We start from the raw sequence: 15,796 nt of genomic DNA on the forward strand, positions 1-15,796 counted from the left end.
CAACAAAAGATGTGAAAAACAACCGATGTTACAGGGTTAACTACCAGGCAAACAATGCCTCATTTTTTGGTCAAACAATATTTTTCTTCCACTGTGTAGGAAGCGTCATTTCTACAGCGGCATAAAGGTCAATATTTCTGTTTTAATACACAATAGGCAATGGGATGAGTGGATGCGTTTGTGGACCAATGACAAATGATGATGCCATGAAACTGTTTGTGGTAAAGGGTTTGTAGACAAACGGTTTATGTCAGTAGAACTACGCAATTTATAAAATAATGGTTTTTACCGTCTGTGGCTCCACGGAAAAAAGATTCCTTTGTGCTCCGATAAATGATTCTACAGGCTAACCCCCAGAAAATAGGCTCCGCTCCCGGAGCCTTATTCTTTGTAAAAAATCACATTTTCTATGTACTTTTAAAGGCTATAGTTTTTTTAAGTTAGATGATGCGGATTAAGCCATGGAATATATTCAACAAAATTTCAATGTCAACTTTTCTTACGGAGTGTTCTTTAGCAGTCATTTATTCGATTCTGCCAATAACTGTTTAGCGGCTTTCCTGGAGTCGAAAGCAGAGGATGCTTATGTGAAGAAATTGCTTGTAGTGCTCGATGGGGGTGTAGCGGCACATCACCCACAGCTAACCGAACAAATCCAACAATATTTCCGGCAGGTAAAAGGCTTTCAGCTGGCTCCGGAAATTATTACACTAGCAGGCGGCGAGTCAGTGAAGAACGACCTGCCCTTGCTTTTCAGCCTGGTAGATGCCATCGACAAATATGGTATTGACCGTCACTCCTATGTGATTGGCATTGGCGGCGGTTCCGTCCTGGATATGGTGGGATTTGCAGCTGCAATTTCCCATCGCGGGGTAAAACATATCAGGATCCCTACCACCGTGTTATCACAAAATGATTCCGGTGTGGGCGTAAAGAACGGTGTTAATTATAAAGGCAAGAAAAATTTCCTCGGCTCCTTTGCACCGCCGGCGGCAGTGTTTAATGATCCCGTATTTTTAACTACCCTCGATGCGCGTGATTGGTGCTCCGGTATGGTAGAAGCAGTGAAGGTGGCGCTTATCAAGGATGCGGCTTTCTTTGAACGGATAGAAGCAACCGCCGTTGCGATGACTGCCGGCGATATGCCCGCTATGCAGGAATTAATTTATCGTTGTGCGGAATTACACATACAACATATTGGCGGCGCCGGAGATCCATTTGAAAGCGGTTCTTCCCGCCCGCTGGACTTCGGTCACTGGAGCGCTCATAAACTGGAACAGCTCACTAATTTTGAGCTGCGCCATGGAGAAGCCGTGTCTATCGGTATCGCAATAGACAGCGTATATTCGTTCTTGTTAGGATGGTTGTCTGAACAGGATATGCTGCGTATTTTAATGGTATTGAAAAATATGCACCTGCCGGTATGGCATCCGCTATTGGAAAAGCAGGGGGATAAAGATTCTCCCGTAATAGCAGGACTGGAAGAATTCCGTGAACACCTGGGAGGACGTTTAACCATTTCCCTGCTTCGCGCTATTGGCAAAGGAGAAGAAGTGCACCAGATGAACCTTGATTTGTTATACCAGGCAGTGGATATCTGCAAAAATAATCAGTGATGAAAACAGCGATTGGCCATCTTACCTACTGTACAAACATTCATCCCGGCGAAAGCTGGGGCGATCACTTTACGCAACTGAAAAAATTTATACCTGCTATCAAGCAACAGGTATCCCCGGATCAGCCCTTCGGCATTGGGCTGCGACTGGCCAATACCGCCAGCCTGGAACTCAGCAAGGAAGAACACCTGAAAACATTTCAACAATGGTTGAAGGAAAATGATTGCTATGTATTTACGATGAATGGATTCCCCTATGGCGGATTTCATAACGTAGTGGTAAAAGACCAGGTACATGCGCCCGACTGGACCAGCGCCGACCGTGTAGCCTATACCATTCGCCTCTTCCGCATATTGGCGGCCTTACTACCCGCCGGCATGGAAGGAGGCGTATCTACCAACCCACTCACTTATAAGTTCTGGTGCAATCGTTGTGAAGAAGAAAAGAATTCCTTCACCGAAAGCGCTACGTTAAATATGTTGTTGGTACTGGAACAACTGGTACGCATTCACCGCAGCGGGGGCCCGCTGCTGCACCTCGACGTGGAGCCGGAGCCAGATGGACTGATGGAAAATACCAGTGAATATATCAGCTGGTATTTTGAAGAGCTGTTACCCGCAGGTATTCCGTTTATTAAAGAGAAGTTCGACGTGGATGATCAGGAAGCAGCAGACATCATTAAAGCCCATATCCAGTTGTGCTACGACGTTTGTCATTTTGCACTGGTATATGAGGCGCCGAAGCGGGTGCTGGAAAGACTTCACCACTATGGCCTGAAAGTAGGCAAGCTGCAGATCAGTGCGGCCTTGAAAGCCGATATGCCGGCAGATCTGGCCGCGAGGAAAGAAGTAACTGATGCGTTTCGCCGGTTCAATGAGCCGGTGTACCTGCACCAGGTGATTGCCCGGAAAAAAGATGGTAACTTTATCCATTATCCCGATTTGCCACAAGCCCTGGCAGATGAGGAAAACCCGGAAGTAACAGAATGGCGCTCTCATTTTCATGTACCGGTATTCCTCGATCAATTCGGCATTCTGCAATCTACACAGGAAGATATAAAACAGGTACTGGCGTTGCAACGGCAACAACCGTTTACTGCACACCTGGAAGTAGAAACATACACTTGGGATGTGCTGCCTCCTGAATTAAAACAGGAAATGTCGCTGTCGGTTTCGAGGGAGCTCAGCTGGATCAAAGCACAGGCGTAACAACGGCAGGAACCCGCTAAAAACTTGCTTTTCTGCCACCTGAATTATAGCTTTATACCGGAATTGTAACGGCGATCGTATTTATGAGAAAGACAGTAGTTATCGATGTAGTAGGGCTCTCCTCTTCTTTGCTGGAGCACCTGCCTTTTATAAAGGCTTACACACAGCAGCGGCACCTGGCCACGGTGATGCCGATGTTACCGGCGGTTACCACGTCGGTACAAAGCACCTATCTTACCGGCCAATGGCCCAGTGAACATGGTATTGTAGGCAACGGCTGGTACGACAGAACAGATGCAGAAGTGAAATTCTGGAAACAATCCAATAAACTGGTGGATGCCCCAAAAATATGGGACCGCGCCCGTAAACTGGATCCTTCCTTTACCTGTTCACAAATGTGCTGGTGGTACAACATGTACGCCAACGTAGATTATTCCCTCACACCGCGCCCAAACTATCTGTCAGACGGCCGCAAAGTACCCGATTGTTATACTACTCCCGCTACGCTCCGGGACTACCTGACCGAACAACTCGGTAAATTTCCGCTGTTTAATTACTGGGGCCCCACTGCCAGCATTAAATCCAGTCAGTGGATCGCAGATGCCACCATACTGACCGATAAACTATATAACCCAACCCTCACCTTCGTATACCTGCCTCACCTGGACTACTGTTTGCAGAAATTCGGACAAGACCCGGTGCGCAACGCAAAAGAGCTGAGTGAAATTGACGGGGTAGTAAAGCAGCTGATTACCTATTACCAGCAACAAAACTGTGATCCGATTGTATTATCTGAATACGGGATCACTAATGTCAATAACCCTGTTCATCTCAACAGGATTCTCCGGGAACAGGGACTGCTAGCCCTGCGGGTGGAAAATGGCCTGGAGCTGCTGGACGCAGGGGCTTCCAAAGCTTTTGCGGTGGCAGATCACCAGATCGCACATATTTATATCAACGATCCTTCCTGTTATAAACAAGTGCGTAATATCCTGGAAAATGTACCCGGCGTACAACTGGTACTGGACCGGGAGGGTAAACGGCAACACCACCTGAGTCATGCCCGTGCGGGCGACCTGGTGGCGGTAGCAGATGCTAACAGCTGGTTTACTTATTATTACTGGATGGATGATAAAAAGGCGCCGGATTTCGCCCGATTGGTCGAAATCTTCCGAAAACCAGGGTATGATCCGGTAGAAATGTTTATGGATCCCGCAGATCCGTTCATTAAACTGAAAGCGGCGGGCAAACTGTTGAAGAAGAAACTGGGCTTCCGTTACCTGATGAACGTTATTCCACTGGATGCTACGTTGATTAAGGGCTCTCACGGCAGGCTGGAAGAAAATCCGGCTCACCACCCGGTAGTGATCAGCCCCGAACCGGCTTCCAAATCCCAATTACAGGCAATTGACGTATATGACGTGATATGGAACCAATTGACCGGTAAATAATCACTTATGTATAAATATGGTTGTGCCCTGATTATTATGCTGCTCTTGTCAGTAAACTTGCTGGCGCAGGATACCGCCTGGCTGGAATCGTTTAACCGGGAGCGTATTCATACCACCAAAACGGCCATGGTTGTGCTGGGAGGATGGTCGGTGGCCAATATCGCCACGGGATTGGTTGGGATGGGCCAAACCGGTGGAGAAGCTAAATATTTCCACCAGATGAATGTTATCTGGAATGCCGTGAACCTAGGCATAGCCGCTGCGGGCTACTTTGGCAACCGCAAACTCAATCCCGCCAGCTATAATATGCAAGGCAGTATCCGCGAGCAAAATAAGATTGAAAAGATTTACCTCGTCAATGGCGCCCTTGATCTGGCCTACATTATGGGGGGATTGTACGCCCGGGAATATGGGAAAAACCAAACCGGGAAAGAGCAGGACCGCTGGAAGGGTTACGGCTCTTCTATCCTGTTACAGGGAGGGTTCCTGTTGTTGTATGACATCGTAAACCTTAGTATCCATCACCGCCATGGCAAGGCCCTCAATAAAAAATTTGATGGTATGCAGCTATCCTTTGCCCCTGGCCGCATCAGCGCCAGTCTCACCTTCTAATACGTTCATCACAAAATAAATGGCTGGGAAATTTATTATTCTATATTTATGCAACCGATTGTATTTTTTAAATACTACTAATTAAAACGCGTAAATAACAGCAACGTTATGAAAAGAAGAGATTTTCTTAAAACCGGCACCATGGCTGGATTAGGAGCAGGGCTAACTATTCTCAATTTTCCTGTTTTCGGGAAAAATGCCCCCAGCAATAAGTTGGTGCTGGGCGTAATGGGCGTTAATTCGAGAGGAAACTGGCTGGCCCAGTGCGCAGCCAAATTACCTGGTGCGGAAATCGGCTATATCTGTGATGTGGAAGACGGCGCCATTGCCAAAGGCCTCAAAGCCATTGGGCGCGCCCAGCAGCGGCAGCCTACCGTCATCAAGGATATCCGCAAACTGCTGGAACGAAAGGATTTTGACGCACTGTTTGTGGCTACACCCGATCACTGGCATGCGCCAGCGGCTATCATGGCTACAGCAGCAGGTAAGCATGTATATGTGGAAAAACCCTGTGCCCACAATCCCCATGAAGGAGAACTCCTTACCGCAGCCGCCAGAAAATACAACCGGCTGGTGCAAATGGGCAACCAGCGCCGTTCTTGGCCCAACCTGCAACAGGCGGTAAAGGAAGTAAAAGAACAAAAAGTGCTGGGAAAGGTATACTATGGAAAAGGATGGTATGTGAATAACCGCGCACCTATCGGTATTGGTAAGAAGATACCAGTACCGGCTACACTGGACTGGGACTTATGGCAGGGACCCGCTCCCCGCCGCGATTACCTGGATAACATCGTTCACTATAACTGGCATTGGCGGTGGAACTGGGGCACCTCCGAAACCTGCAATAATGCTACCCATGAACTCGACTGCCTGCGCTGGTTTATGGACGTGGAATTTCCCATCAAGGTAACATCTGCCGGCGGACGTTATGCCTATCCGCCAGATGATTGGGAAACGCCAGATACACAAGTGCTGCAATTCGAATTTGAAGGGAATAAGGCCATTACCTGGGAAGGCCGTAGCTGCAGCCCTTTTGAACTGGAAGCAGCCGGTCGCGGATTCGCCCTGTTTGGTGAAAATGGAAGCCTGTATAATTCAGGGGGCGACAACTACAAACTGATCGATCCTAAAGGGAAGGTAATTAAAGAGGTGAAACAATCTGCTAACCCTAACCAGAGCGTCACCAACACAGTAAGTCCCGCAGGCGAATTTTATGATGCCGTGCATATTAACAATTTCCTCGAAAGTATACGAGGCAATGCCACCCTGAATTCCGAGATCAATATCGGCTATCGCAGTACCCTGCTTTGTTTGCTGGGCAATATTGCACAACGCAGCGGACGCATATTGCATACCGATCCTGCCAACGGTCATATCCTGAATGATAATGCCGCTATGCAGATGTGGGAAAGAACCTACGAAAAAGGTTGGGCGCCCAAAGTGTAAATACCGTTTTTATAAAGAGGAATTCTGAGAAAAGAGGAAAAGCCGGATTTGAAAAAAAAATATCTCCGGCGGCTAACAACTTTGCTCAGAATTCCTATCTTTACATATCTCGAAATCCTTTCTCCTATTAGGTTTATAGACTAGCAATAAATATAATAAGTTGTTATCCCCCATAACTTTTAGTTATCGACTTTATTTGTTTGTGGAATGCGGTTCCCCTAATTTTGATTACCTGTAATTTTTATAACCAACCACCACCAACCTGGTATATTTCCCCGGAGGGGATGATCGCATGGAGCTTTTACAACAATCTCAGTACCTGCCAGTATTACTGATAGGCTTAATAGTAGGTTATTTATCCGGTTTATTGGGTAAAGGAGGCAGTGCTATCAGCACACCCGCTTTGCAGATATTTGCCGGGGTAAACCCCTTCTTTGCGCTGGCATCTCCATTACCGGCATCCATTACCAGCACTTTATCGGCTACCGCAGTTTATAGTAAAGAGAAGTTATTTAACCGCCGGGTAATCTTGCTGGGCGCTGCTTTCGGCGTTCCCGCCACCATTTTGGGGTCCTGGCTGAGTAGTTATTTGCCGGGAAAGTCGCTGATGATCATGACCGCCCTCTTTATCATGATTACCGGCTTGTCGTTGCTCTATTCTTTTTTACGGGAAAAACCGGTTAACGAAAACCGCCTGGAAAGTGGGGAAGTACCGGGAGGTAAACTGATCGCCGCCGCGTTATTTATAGGCTTCTTATCAGGCCTGCTGGCCAATGCCGGCGGAGTATTATTCAGCTCTTTTTTTATAAAGCAATTGAAGATGCCTATTAAGCAGGCGCTGGCTTGCGCAGTGGTATTGTCGGCGGTATTGTCGATACCCGGCGCGATTACGCATTGGTGCCTGGGGCATATAGACTGGAATATTGCATTGTTATTGTCGCTCACCGCATTTCCTGCTTCTTACCTGGGGGCGAAAACGGCAGTGAAAATGAAAACACCGGTACTCGAAAAATTATTTGCACTTACCCTGGTCGTATTCGGCGTATACGACATCTTCTTTACTATCTGGAAATAATCAGGCGTGGGCCTTTATTTTATGAATAGCTTCCTGCTCGAAGGGAGGCAGCGAATTTACAATCAGCTCATATGCATTCTGCAGGAAGGTTTCCAGCTCAGATTCCGATAGCAGGTCTTCCTGGTTTAATTGTACCCAATGATACCGCGCCAGATGAGGTGCAGGCACTATTCCCGGCCGGGATATTAACTGATGAAACTGCGATTGACTGCACTTAAACGACACCCGGTGAGGAGGGTCGAGGGAAAGCATACAAAATAATTTCTCGCCTACGTAAAAGCGCAGCTCGTTGTCCCACTTTTTTTCAGTGATGACCGCCGGGAGAGACCGGCACAAATCCAGGGTGTGATCAAACATAACAGCAGGTTTTAAGAATATTATTTAAAGCCGTTTTTTTAGAACGACTAATACCGATAACAAAGCACGCATTAACATATTAAAATATGACGTATGCGTGGTTAACATAACAACTAAGCTGTAAATAGTGATTGAAATTGCTTTTATAAAAATAGGAAATAAAACGCAAAATACGGTGTTAAAAAGTATTGCCGTGGTTGCTGGGAATACCGGAACTGCTTCTCATACTGCATTCAGTACCAGTTATCCATGATTTATTAATCAAAATTTAATTGCCCCGGGAGCCGGTGTTAAATTCCCTTAGGCCTTAGCCTTTGTGCTTTGAGAAAGAAAAAAAGTATCTTGCCTCCTGGATTAATACCTTTTACAGCACATGATACTGGACTTACTGTCGAATGCACCGCTTTATTACCGTTTAGGCGTTAAATTTATCAAGGCTTTTGAATTCCTGGCACAAACAGATCTGGCGGCACTTGAGAAAGGAAAATATGAGATAGATGGCAGCAATATTTTCGCGATCGTCAATGAATACGATACCGTAGATACGGCAACTGAACAGATGGAATCGCACAAGCAATATATCGATGTCCAGTACATGGTATCTGGGTCGGAGCTGATAGGGCACGACTTCCTGAAAGATCAGCAGCCTTCCAAAGCATATGATGAGGCGGCAGACTACCAGTTGTTTGCGGAAGATCCTATGTTTTTCTCCAGGTTGGAGAAAGGCATGTTTGCTATTTTTTTCCCTACAGATTTACATATGCCTAATATCAAGGTAAGTACACCTTCACCGGTGAAAAAAGTAGTAGTGAAGATAGCCGTTAACTTATAGTATATTGATGCCGGTATCCTGGTCGGCGGTGTTCAGGATGCCCGTAATGCACACGACCTCGTTTTCCACTTATGAAATAGCAGTGACCGATGAACAGTGATCGACCAACACCATCTCCGGAACAAATTCCAGCCGATTTGCCGGCAGCCGATGCGGCTGCGAATGCGTTGCTGTGGAGTCGTATAAGGGATAGCCAGCAGGAAGCGCTGGTACTGCTATATGAGCGGTTGTATTTTTACCTGGTTAATTACGGCATCCGCATCTGTGGTGATATAGAAATTACGAAAGATGCCATTAATGACCTGTTTCTCGAAATCTGGGATCAGCGCTATCGGCAGCCGGAAGTGGCCAATGTAAAATCCTATTTACTCACTTGGTTGCGCCGTCGCATTTTTGCAGATATCCGCCATAGTAAAAAAACAACCGAGGCGGCCGGCGCCTGGTCAGATACGGCTACCCCACATGAATTATCGTATGAAGAATGTATTGTGGCCATCCAGACCTCCGATGAAATAAAGCAAAAAATCAGGCGCGCCATGGCAGCACTCACGCCCCGGCAAAAAGAACTGATTCAGCTCCGATACTTCGATGGCCTTAGCATGGAGGAAGTGAGCCAACGTACCGGCATTAGTACCAAAACCGCCTATAATACCCTGGGCAGCGCCCTGAAATGCCTGTCAGCAGAACTTTCCTTCCTGGTGATTTTGCTCTGGCTGCTTAGTAAATAGCCTTTTTCCCCGTGTTCTTTTCTCTCTCAAAAAAAAATTAAAAAAAAGTTGGCTTTTTCTTGGGAATAAATCACCATTTCTTACACTAGTTATTACTAACAGTAACAATGAACCATCAATTTAATGTTGCCGAAGACTTTCTGTTGGATGATTCTTTCCTTCGTTTCTGCATCGGGATTAATGAAAACGATGTAGCATATTGGGAAAAATGGATCTCCGAAAACCCGGACAAACGCCCCGTGTTTGACCGGGCATGCAGGATGTTTGCTATTATCAATGGGCAACAGGGGAAGTTAGATGTAGAAGTGAACAAGTTCAGGACCCTGTTGCAACAGCATATCGACACTACTGCCTCCAAGGCGGCTCCTAACTCTTCCATCCGTTATATGACCCGCTGGCGCGCTGCTGCAGCCATTTTATTGCTGGCAGCAGGAAGCGCAGCGTGGTTTTACTACAGTGGTAAAAAAACGGCTGCCTCCAAGTCTGCCGCCATCGCACAAAATGATGTGCTGCCGGGAGGTGCCAAAGCCAGCCTGGTACTGGGAGACGGTACTGCCGTGTTGCTCGACTCCCTGAAGGAACAGGGACTGAAGGAAAAAGATGGTACCCGGATCGGCAATAACAACGGAAAGCTCGTATACGATGTATCCGGTACTTCCGGCGACAAGGTCACTTTCAATACCCTGTCGACCCCCCGTGGCGGCGAATACCAGCTGGTATTGCCCGATGGGTCAAAAGTATGGCTGAACGCCGCTTCTTCCCTTCGCTTTCCTACCCGGTTTACAGGCGCCGACAGAACCGTGGTGCTCACAGGAGAAGCCTACTTTGAAGTAGCAGCCAATGCAACGCAACCCTTTCATATTCAATTAAATAATGGGCTGAAGATAGCAGTATTGGGCACCGTCTTTAATGTAATGGCCTACGACGACGAAAAAACAGTAAACACCACGCTGGTAAGCGGAAAAGTAAAAGTAAACCAGCAAAATGGTAACAGTGTATTGCTCCAGCCATCAGAACAGGCAGTACTCACCAAAAACAACCAGCAACTCCAGGTCAGCGAAGCAGATATAGATAAAGCGATATCATGGAAAATGGGAACGTTCGAATTTGATGATGATGATTTAGCATCCGTTATGAGACAGCTGTCGCGCTGGTACGATGTGAATGTAAAATTTACCGGGCCGGTACCGGATAAGCATTATACCGGGTCAATACGTAAACAGGCCACGTTATCCCAGGCATTACAAATTTTAAAAACTGCCGGGGTACAATTTAACATTGAAGGAAAACAAATCATCGTTGAAGTAAAATAATAGCACAATTTAAGGATGTAACAACCAAGATCGTCGTGTAATAATGCAACAAACAAAAAACCGGAAACGCGGCAACGTTCCCGGTCGGATTGTTTGGCGGGCGCTTACACGCTTATTTGACCTAAACAGCAACGCTCACCTAAAACTTAACAAATCTATGCTATTTAGACATGTTGGCAAACACCCCGGAAATTCGGTGTTCGCGCAAATGCTGAAAGTTATGAAACTAGCTGCTTTTTTGCTGCTGGTACTGGCTATGCAGGTAAGTGCAACCGGTTACTCGCAAAAACTAACCCTTAACATGCGCAACGTGTCGCTGTCTAAGGTGTTTAAGGAAATCCGGAAACAAACCGGGTATACCTTCTTTTATAATACAGAAATGCTGGAACAGACCGACAAGGTATCTGTGGCAGTGGTGCAGGCTGATCTGGAGTATGTATTGGGCAAGTGTTTGCTCAATAAGAAGCTCAATTACAGCATCGTCGACAACACCATCATTCTTTCTGTAAAACCTACCCCGCAAACGGAGGAAGTGATCCCGCCGGTAGCTAATATCTCCGTGTTCGGTAAAATCACAGATGCCACCACCCACGAACCACTCAGCGGCGCTTCCGTAAAGCTGAAAGGCACCACTAAAGGCGTCAGCTCCGATGGTAAAGGTAACTATACCCTGCAACTGCCCGACAATGGCGGTGTGCTGGTAGTCACCTATATCGGGTATGAGCCGGTGGAAAAGACGGTGACCGCTGCGGGTCAGCTGGATATTGCCCTGAAACCCAAGGCGGTACAAACAGAAGAACTGGTAGTAGTAGGTTATGGAACCCAGAAAAGAAAAGATGTTACCGGCGCCGTATCTTCTGTAAGAGTAAGCAACATCAGCGCCAATGTATCCAAAAATATCAGTTCTGCGATCCAGGGCCGTGTCGCCGGCGTTTCAGTAGAATCTTCCAGCGGTGCCCCCGGTGCCGGCATGATCATTACCATCCGTGGTATGAGCACCTTGGGTAACAATACCCCCCTCTATATTGTAGACGGCGTGTTTGTAAGCAATATCGATGGTGTAAGCCCCAATGATGTAGAATCTATCGAAATCCTGAAAGACGCAGCTACCGCCAGTATCTACGGCTCCCGCGCAGCCAACGGCGTAGTGATCATCACTACCAAAGGTGGTCGCAAGGAAACTGCCCCCAAACTGAGCATTGATACCTGGTTCGGTGTTCAATCTATACCTAAGAGAATGGATTTACTCAATGGCCAGCAGTGGACTGACCTGATGAGCAAATATGTAACCGGTATCCCCGCTTATGCCGGCGTGAACACCAACTGGCAGGATGCGATCTTCAGACAGGGCCTGCTCACCCGCACCAACGTGAACTTCAGCGGTGGTTCCCAGAACTTTACCTACGACTTATCCGGTGGCTACCTGAAAGAAGACGGTACTATTATCCACACCAATTATAATGCAGCTAACTTCAGGATAAAAACCGAGTACGATAAAGGCAGGTTCAGGGTAGGCGAAACCGTTATGATTAAAAGAGGCAATACCCTTACCAATCCCGGCGGTGGCGACCAGGTGCACAGTATCGTTGGTAGCTCCCTCATGATGCCGGCTACCGTACCTGTATATGATCCTACCCAACCGCTGGGTGGATACGGAAGAAGGCCCACATTCATGAAGAATTTGTCGAATCCTGTAGCACGTCTTGAAAACATAGAAAATACGTCAAAAGAACTTTCCATTCTTGCCAATGCTTTTGCCGAAGTAAAGCTGATAGAAGGCTTGAAATATAAATTCAATGTGGGCTTAACCCAGACTCAGACAGATGGTCGCGTTTATACTGGCGTCTTTGACGATGGCAACTCTGCTAATCCGTTACCGGACCTGTCACAATCCACTGGTACTGCCAATTCCTGGTTAGTGGAAAATACGCTGAACTACAATAAAAAGCTGGGCAAACATAATTTTGATGTATTGCTGGGTTATAGTGCCCAGAAAAATATCTATTCCGGGTTTAGTGCCTCCCGCAACGATTTGCCGATAGGTACCTATACCATGGATGCAGGACTGGCCGGATCTCAGAAGAATGGGGGAGATGCAAATAGCAGTAGTTTGGTTTCCCGTTTTGGCCGGGTCACTTACTCCTACGATTCCCGGTACCTGTTTTCCGCCTCCATCAGAAGAGATGGTTCTTCCCGCTTTGCACAGGGTTACCAATATGGTTCTTTCCCTTCCGTATCATTGGGCTGGAACCTGCATAATGAGCAATTCTTCTCTTCCCTCACCAACGTGATCAATACCTTTAAACTGCGTGGTAGCTGGGGTGGATTGGGTAACCAGGAAATTGGTAACTATCTCACGCAAAATAGTATTACCAGTGGTCTTAACTATGTACAGGGCGGTGTATTATGGCCTGGTGCTACTGCCAGCGCCTATGCTTCACCAATAGACCTGTCATGGGAAGAAACCAAAATCACCAACGTAGGCGTGGATGCAGGTTTTCTCAATAATAAGCTGTTTGTAATTTTCGATGTATTCAACAAGAAAACAACGGGTGTATTGCTGAGCGTACCATTCCCACCATCTGTAGGTAAAACAGGTTCGCCTACCCTCAATGCCGGTGAAATCCAGAACAAAGGGTTTGATCTGTCCCTGGAATACAACGACAGAGCAGGTGAAGTAGGTTACCGTCTTGGTTTTAATATCTCCCATACCGCCAATAAAATGACGGCTATCAGCGTGGGCTCCGGCCGCCAGGAATTTGGCGGAATTTCCAGGGCAAAAGTAGGATATCCTATTGGCGCCTTCTTCCTGGTAAAAACGGATGGCATCTTCAACTCTAAAGAAGAAGTGGCTGCACATAGCAAAAATGGTACTCCCATCCAACCTAATGCACAACCTGGCGATATCCGTTATGTAGATTATAACAATGATGGTATCATCGATAACCAGGATGAGCAATACCTGGGTAGCCCTTTCCCTAAAGTGAATATGGGCCTGTCCGCGAACCTCAATTGGAGAGGCTTCGACCTGGGCCTGTTCCTGGAAGCGGTAACCGGCAATAAAATTTACAATGCCCGCAGAAAGTGGATGGAAAAGATGAATGAGGTGACTAACTTTTCTACCGATGTATTAAATGCCTGGACGCCTGAAAATCATTCTAACTTCCCTCGTTTTACTTTATCCGATCCAAATAACAACAACCGCGATAACAGCGACAGATGGCTGGAAGACGGTTCCTACCTGCGTCTCAAACGCGTAGAACTGGGATACAATATTCCTAAATCACTGATGAACAGATGGGGTATCGACAAAGTAAGAGTATATGCTTCCGGCGAAAACCTGTTTACTATTACTAAGTACAAAGGCTACAACCCGGATATCGGCGGAGCTGCACTGTCAAGAGGTATGGACAACTCCTGGGATGTATATCCACTATCCCGCACAGTACTGGTTGGATTGAATCTTACTTTTTAATCGTTTAATGGCTTTGCAACATGAAGAAATCATTTAAATATATAGGAGCACTCGCTTTGGTATTGGCTACTGCAGCGGGATGTAACGAGAAAAACTTCCTTAAACAAACAGATCCCAACAAAATCACAGATGCTACTTTCTGGAAAGACGAATCCAGTGTAAGCCAGGCACTGGCAGCTACCTATAGTCCGCTGCGTTCTTCGCTCTACGGCTACTGGGGTTCTTTCCTCGGTATTCAGGATATCAATGCACTGGGCGATGATGTGTTTACCCTGCCGGGAGAGGAACCAGGTACCTGGGCAGTAGCTACTTTTGCTAACGATGAAAACAATGGTGACCTGAGCAGCATTTTCGGTAGCCTCTATCAGTGTATTCATCGTTCCAACCTGCTGATAGCCAAGATTGGCGGCGTAAACATGGATGCTAATAAAAAGACCCTTTATATCGCAGAAGCGAAGTTCCTCCGCGGCTTGTCTTACTATCTGCTGGCTTCCAACTGGGGCGGTGTACCCGTGAGAACTACGCCATTGGAAACAACAGATGGTTATGATACTCCTTGCAGTTCCAAAGCAGATGTATGGAAACAGGTGATAGCCGATTTCTCTGATGCGATCCCCGGACTCCCGGTTACACGTGATCCCAAAGAACAGGGAAGGGTAACCAGCGGCGCAGCCGTAGCTTACCTCGGTAAGGCATACATGTTCACCGAAGATTATACCAAGGCCGAAGCTACTTTCGACATACTTACCAAAGCGCCGTATAACTACGACCTCGTGGCCAATTACGAAGATAACTTCACCGATAAGAATGAGTACAACGTAGAATCCGTTTTTGAATGGACCTTTGCTCCTATTGGTGATCAATACGGTGCCTGGAATACGGAAACACCCAACTCACCGATGTATAACTACCTGCCACAGTTCATTGGACCTCCCGCAGGTGGTGGATGGTTTAAATATGTACCATCCAATTACCTGGTGAATGAGTTCCTGAAAGAAACCCGTCCTGCCGGTTCCGACACCAAGTTCGATAAAAGGATGTACGCTTCCCTGATGTGGAAACGTTCCTCCCTCGGTGAAAGTGATACTACCTGGTATGATGGTAAAACTTTTGAACAACTGTGGAACTCTGCCCTGTCAAAAACAGTGCGCCTGTACCCGGATACACAGCTGGATACTGTTACCCATGGCCGTTTCCTGATTAAAAAAGGAACCAGCGCCTGGCGTAATGTGGCCAATGCTGATAACTACTGGGGACCTACTCCTTCTACCGCCAATTACCGCGTATTGCGCTTTGCAGAGGTATTGTTGCTGCGTGCAGAAGCGGCTGCCCAAAATGGCAACAATGGCAAAGCGCTTACTGATATCAACCGGATTCGCCAGCGAGCTGGTCTGAAAGATAAGACGGTAGCAGATTTGCCAGGTAAGGATCAACTGCTTGCTGAAATTGATCACCAGAAATTACTGGAGTTATTCTTTGAGCAGAACCGCGTATATGACCTGAGAAGATGGAATAAATCTGCAGGTACCTTATCTGCAATTTTAAAGACCAGGCAGAAACAGGGCGCCAACGTATTCCAGGCAAAACACTATGTTTTCCCAATACCAGCCAGCGAACTGAAATCAAATCCTAAGGCAACACAGAACGATCTTTGGAAATAATATTCGCTATCGGGCCCTTGGT

Annotated in this window: 12 protein-coding genes; 11 read left to right on the forward strand and 1 reads right to left on the reverse strand. The window is 46.9% G+C overall.

The genetic code is table 11. The annotated features are described in order from the left end of the window. The first annotated feature begins 461 nt into the window (after window positions 1–461). From HGH90_RS12250 to HGH90_RS12275, 6 genes are all read left to right on the forward strand, one after another. A complete protein-coding gene (locus HGH90_RS12250) occupies window positions 462–1,616 on the forward strand; it encodes a 3-dehydroquinate synthase (protein ID WP_168761719.1) in 1,155 nt (384 codons plus the stop codon). Next, window positions 1,616–2,824 carry a metabolite traffic protein EboE gene (eboE, locus tag HGH90_RS12255; protein WP_168761720.1) on the forward strand — a complete coding sequence of 403 codons (1,209 nt, stop codon included), beginning with the start codon at window positions 1,616–1,618 and terminating at the stop codon, window positions 2,822–2,824. Before HGH90_RS12250 ends, eboE begins: the two co-directional genes overlap by 1 nt. 83 nt (window positions 2,825–2,907) lie before the next feature. Beyond that, window positions 2,908–4,275 carry an alkaline phosphatase family protein gene (locus tag HGH90_RS12260; RefSeq protein ID WP_169191206.1) on the forward strand — a complete coding sequence of 456 codons (1,368 nt, stop codon included), beginning with the start codon at window positions 2,908–2,910 and terminating at the stop codon, window positions 4,273–4,275. A 6-nt stretch (window positions 4,276–4,281) separates the two neighbouring features. Further along, a complete protein-coding gene (locus tag HGH90_RS12265; RefSeq protein WP_169191207.1) occupies window positions 4,282–4,887 on the forward strand; it encodes a DUF6992 family protein in 606 nt (201 codons plus the stop codon). Window positions 4,888–4,995: 108 nt separating this feature from the next. Continuing rightward, a complete protein-coding gene (locus HGH90_RS12270; protein WP_169191208.1) occupies window positions 4,996–6,333 on the forward strand; it encodes a Gfo/Idh/MocA family protein in 1,338 nt (445 codons plus the stop codon). Between the two features lie 292 nt (window positions 6,334–6,625). Beyond that, window positions 6,626–7,408 carry a sulfite exporter TauE/SafE family protein gene (locus HGH90_RS12275; protein WP_168761724.1) on the forward strand — a complete coding sequence of 261 codons (783 nt, stop codon included), beginning with the start codon at window positions 6,626–6,628 and terminating at the stop codon, window positions 7,406–7,408. On the opposite strand, the gene HGH90_RS12280 is transcribed toward HGH90_RS12275, so the two are convergent. Next, on the reverse strand, window positions 7,409–7,765 hold the full coding sequence (locus HGH90_RS12280) for an MmcQ/YjbR family DNA-binding protein (protein WP_168761725.1): 357 nt from the start codon (window positions 7,763–7,765) through the stop codon (window positions 7,409–7,411). It abuts the gene before it with no gap. Between the two features lie 373 nt (window positions 7,766–8,138). Between HGH90_RS12280 and HGH90_RS12285 the strand changes: the two genes are divergently transcribed. From HGH90_RS12285 to HGH90_RS12305, 5 genes are all read left to right on the forward strand, one after another. Next, window positions 8,139–8,597, forward strand: a complete 459-nt coding sequence (locus HGH90_RS12285) for a YhcH/YjgK/YiaL family protein (RefSeq protein ID WP_169191209.1) — start codon at window positions 8,139–8,141, stop codon at window positions 8,595–8,597. Between the two features lie 89 nt (window positions 8,598–8,686). Beyond that, on the forward strand, window positions 8,687–9,325 hold the full coding sequence (locus HGH90_RS12290) for an RNA polymerase sigma factor (protein ID WP_169191210.1): 639 nt from the start codon (window positions 8,687–8,689) through the stop codon (window positions 9,323–9,325). A gap of 107 nt (window positions 9,326–9,432) precedes the next feature. Beyond that, window positions 9,433–10,638 (forward strand): FecR family protein, encoded by a 1,206-nt coding sequence (locus HGH90_RS12295; protein ID WP_168761728.1) that lies wholly within the window; start codon window positions 9,433–9,435, stop codon window positions 10,636–10,638. A 220-nt stretch (window positions 10,639–10,858) separates the two neighbouring features. Further along, window positions 10,859–14,113, forward strand: coding sequence for a TonB-dependent receptor (locus tag HGH90_RS12300; protein ID WP_169191211.1), 3,255 nt, complete (start codon window positions 10,859–10,861; stop codon window positions 14,111–14,113). A gap of 20 nt (window positions 14,114–14,133) precedes the next feature. Further along, window positions 14,134–15,774, forward strand: coding sequence for a RagB/SusD family nutrient uptake outer membrane protein (locus tag HGH90_RS12305; RefSeq protein ID WP_169191212.1), 1,641 nt, complete (start codon window positions 14,134–14,136; stop codon window positions 15,772–15,774). Window positions 15,775–15,796: the final 22 nt, after the last annotated feature.

Source organism: Chitinophaga sp. Ak27, assembly GCF_012726295.1.
Classification (GTDB): domain Bacteria; phylum Bacteroidota; class Bacteroidia; order Chitinophagales; family Chitinophagaceae; genus Chitinophaga.